Source organism: Frankia canadensis (genome assembly GCF_900197875.1).
Lineage (GTDB): Bacteria > Actinomycetota > Actinomycetes > Frankiales > Frankiaceae > Frankia > Frankia canadensis.
Genome location: NZ_FZMO01000394.1, coordinates 1 through 1,937, shown reverse-complemented (window position 1 = coordinate 1,937; position 1,937 = coordinate 1). Strand labels below are relative to the sequence as shown.

The following is a 1,937-nucleotide window of genomic DNA, read 5'->3' as shown; positions in this document are numbered from 1 at the left end:
AACGAGGTGAGTCAGCGGCGGGAATCTCACCCGCCGCTGCTCTCAGAACCCGGCGTGACAGTCTCCCGTCACCGGGCTCCCACCGTCGAACCAGCAGGACTCGCGCCGTGCTTCCAGTGAGCGAAAATCGCCGGAGACGCTGACGCTATCTCGGCCAGCTTCCGACGAGCCCGTCCTTTCGCTCGACGCAGTCGCTTGTATTTCCGCATAGCCCACTTCACCAGGAAGGGGTTGATTCGCTGTTTCAGGAAGCGCATCAGCCTGGACTTGTAGAAGCGCCCGTAGTAGCCGATCCAGCCTGCCACAATGGGATTGACCATCGCGGCGAGGTCCCGAAGGCTCGCACTGGTCCACCGACCCAGCTTCCACTGCCGGATGACCCGCGCCATCGACTTCAGCGCCGACTTGCCGACCAGAGGGACGAACCCGCACATCAGCACGCCGTCCCGTCGCCGGATGGGCGCGCGGCGAAAATCGAAACCCAGGAACGTGAAGCTTGTTACCGGGTGTTCTTCGTCGCGCCCGTCCTGCTTACAGTAGACGATCCGGGTCTTATCCGGGTTACAGCGTAACCCGAACTCCAGCAGCCGCTTCTCAACGACACTGCGAAGGTAACTCGCCTGCCGTTGACTGTAGCAGTGCAGGATGATGTCGTCGCAGTACCTCTCGAACCACACCACCGGGAATTTCCTGGCGAGCCAGGCGTCCACCGCATAGTGCAGGAAAAGGTTCGACAACAACGGTGAGATCGCCGACCCCTGTGGAGTTCCCTTAACAGGAGTGACACAGCTGCCGTCAGGGTACTGAACCGGCGCGACAAGCCACCGTTTCACGTACAGCACAACCCATGGCAAGTTCGTGTGTTTCTCCACCGCAGCGACGATCTGTGCGTGCGGAACGCTGTCGAAGAACCCTTGGATGTCCAAATCGACAACCCAAGGACGTCGCCAACACCGCTGCTTGCACACCTCCACCGCGTCCAGCGCGGACTTCCCTGGCCGATAACCGTACGAGTCGGGGTGGAACACTGGGTCCACTTCCGGCTCCAGGATCATGGCCACGGCTGTCTGCGCTATCCGGTCGGCGATGGTGGGCACCCCGAGGATCCGGGTGCCACCATCTGACTTCGGGATGGAGACAGCTTTCACCGGCTCCGGGAAGTAGCTCCCCGACGACATCCTGTTCCAGAGCTTGAACAGGCTATTCCGAAGATTCTGTTCAAACTCCGTTAGAGACTGCCCGTCAATCCCTGCCGCACCTTTGTTGCCACTGACCTTCAGGTATGCTTTCCATATCAACGTCTTCGGAATGTCAAACGATTTTCCTGCTGGTCTTGTCTCGTCCACGCAATTCCTCCCGTTTCTGGTTGATCGCTGGACGACACTCGACGGCACGTCCCCTTCGCTCCGCGCCCATTACAGGCGCTTCGTCACTACTGCGGGACGTTCCGCCCTCCTGGCCCGCACCCGGTACTCTGCGACTCGCGGATTAGCCGCTTGCCGGTCTTCCGGTGGGTTCCCGCTCCAATCCGCGGGGCCCGTGTCGGGCCGAGGAGTTCTCCTGTTCCGTTGCAGAGCCCAAGCCAAGCTCGCGCCATCTTCATGCCGGACACCGCCAGAGCAGTAAACAGGTCCCCCTCCGACTTATCCCAGGATAGGATTAAGACCCTGGTTCTGATGTCATCTAGAATAACGACACGTCGTCGATGGTTCACTCTCGTTCGCCTTCTTGGCTCACACCTGCCGCCTCTCCCGGCGGCTTTTCCACGGACGTTCACCACCATGACTCATTCACCACAGCAGCTCGTGGCGGTTTGATACCAGCACCTGTATGCCGATATCGAAGGACCTACCTTCATCTCCGCAACAGCATGGTCGCTGACGAGCATTCCATCTTCTACCTCAGAACCTCATCCAGTTCCCTTCAGGACACACCAA

1 protein-coding gene is annotated in these 1,937 nt (G+C 59.9%); it reads right to left on the bottom strand.

The features are described from left to right. Positions 1–68: 68 nt before the first annotated feature. A complete protein-coding gene (gene ltrA / locus C1A33_RS24505) occupies positions 69–1,346 on the bottom strand; it encodes a group II intron reverse transcriptase/maturase (protein WP_101833696.1) in 1,278 nt (425 codons plus the stop codon). Positions 1,347–1,937 lie beyond the last annotated feature (591 nt).